The sequence below is a fragment of the Paenibacillus sp. 01T422 genome, assembly GCF_056398785.1.
Window position 1 is genome coordinate 1 of the sequence record NZ_JBFTQB010001071.1, and the last position, 1,902, is coordinate 1,902.

Genomic DNA, 1,902 nt, shown 5'->3' on the forward strand with positions numbered 1-1,902 from the left:
ATCGTTAATATACCAAAACTGTAATTTCAGCGATTCGCTTAGCTCGTCTTGAAATTTCAACGTATCCCCATCTTCAGAAAAATGCTCATTGTAATCAGTCCAAGCATTGAAGAGAAACATGACGAAAACAACCTTGTTTCCATCAGGATATATATATTCCATCCTAGGTCCGCTGTATACTGCGTAAAATTCACAATCMTTAACAGTTAATCCTGTTTCCTCAATAACTTCGCGAACCATTGTCTCTTGGATAGTCTCACCTGGATTCATGCTTCCCCCTGGTAACCCCCAATCGCCATAATCGGATCTCTTCTGCAATAAAATCCTACCCTTACTATCTCTTATAATTGCTCCTCCGGTCACAACAATCCTCATCTAAAGTAACTCCCTACTAGTTGGTTATAGCTAAGTTATGTATTCTTAGCTTTAAAGAAAACTCTTCTCGGCCAGTACTACTGTTTTGGTAAATTAAACGAATTTCAAAGGAAATCGGCAGTTGATCAGTGCCGGCTGCTGTCATGAATTGGTTGAATATAGCTTTCCGTAGTAATAAGAGGAGAACCTTATTTTTCTCTAGTCAGGGTCCTCGTAATCATCTCCTACTAAGGTTATCATTCGCTCCTTCTGGACCTTAATTGTTTTCCTTTATCCAAGCACGCAACTTATCAGCATAGAAAGAGCGTTCATCTGGATCGGACTGAGAACCCTTTGTCAGATAAAGTTGATCATTTACATACCTAGGGTAAACATGTAGATGATAATGCCAAACATCTTGATTGCCAGCAGGCTCATTATGTTGTCGCGTAGAAATCCCATCACAAGCATATGTACTTTTCATTGCAAATGCTGTAAGCTGAGCCGCGCGGTGAATTTCAACAGCGTAATCCGCAGGAAGTTCAAAGATGTTCTCAAAATGTTGATTAGGAACAACAAGAACATGTCCTTTATTGTTTGGCCACCATTTGCTCGCTATAAATGCCGTTACTTTTTTATTTTGATAGATGATATCCCTTTGTTTAGTCCCCTGATTAGAGTGCTCGATACCCCAAACACGACAAAATGGACATTCGTATCCATCGGGCTTATGTGAAAATGAAGCTTTCACCTTTCTCATTCAACTCCTTTCATATTTCTCCAACAAGCTATTAGACAAAGGCATCTTCTGAACAGTGTTTGCTGCCTTTGAATACAGTGGCATTGATAAGATCAGCGATAACACCGATCTTCGTACCAACTCCGCTGATTGAGTTTCAATCTTGGTTTCGTATTATCCTGCTCCTCTTTAGCGTAGTGACATGTGCAATCCATTTAATTTATTAATTTCTGTTTTGTACCACAAGCCATGATAAAGTTCATCATCGCATAGGCATTAGGAGAGTTATTAATCATCTCAGAAGCTTGTTCAATTTGAGCAAGTTCTTCCTGGTTAATAATCCCATTTTCATAAAAATGAATAAATCGTTTTACATCAAACTGGTGTTTAAAACCCTCAATCCCAAGAACATCGCTATGCTGAAGAAGCGAATCCATATCCACTTCTTTAAAACCAGTGTGTTTTAACAGCCTAGGTAAACTCCTACCGATCAACCGATTTCCACCTTTTGAAGAGACATAATCTGCAACTTTCTGTAATATTGAGGGCAGCAGAGATATGTTAGGATTTACTACACCAAACATCCCATCATCTATATCTATGATGACCAATTTCCCTCCCGGTTTTAGTACACGATATATCTCACTGGCAGCCTTAACTGGATCTTTTAAATGAAGAAATAACAGCCTAGCAATTGCAAAATCATATGAGTTGTCAGGGAGTTTTGTATCATATACTGATGCATGTACAAACTGTAGTTGAGATGCTGGAACGTAGTTTATCCGTTGTTTAGCTTCGTCCATAAGTTT

General features: G+C 38.7%; 3 protein-coding genes. All 3 read right to left on the reverse strand.

The genetic code is table 11. The annotated features are described in order from the left end of the window. Positions 1–375, reverse strand: a 375-nt coding sequence (locus AC1DUA_RS35610) for an NUDIX domain-containing protein (RefSeq protein ID WP_477504231.1), incomplete at its 3' end; no start/stop codon positions are given. Between the two features lie 256 nt (positions 376–631). Next, a complete protein-coding gene (locus AC1DUA_RS35615; protein WP_477504232.1) occupies positions 632–1,105 on the reverse strand; it encodes an HIT family protein in 474 nt (157 codons plus the stop codon). Positions 1,106–1,308: 203 nt separating this feature from the next. Beyond that, positions 1,309–1,902, reverse strand: a 594-nt coding sequence (locus AC1DUA_RS35620; protein ID WP_477504233.1) for a methyltransferase domain-containing protein, incomplete at its 5' end; no start/stop codon positions are given.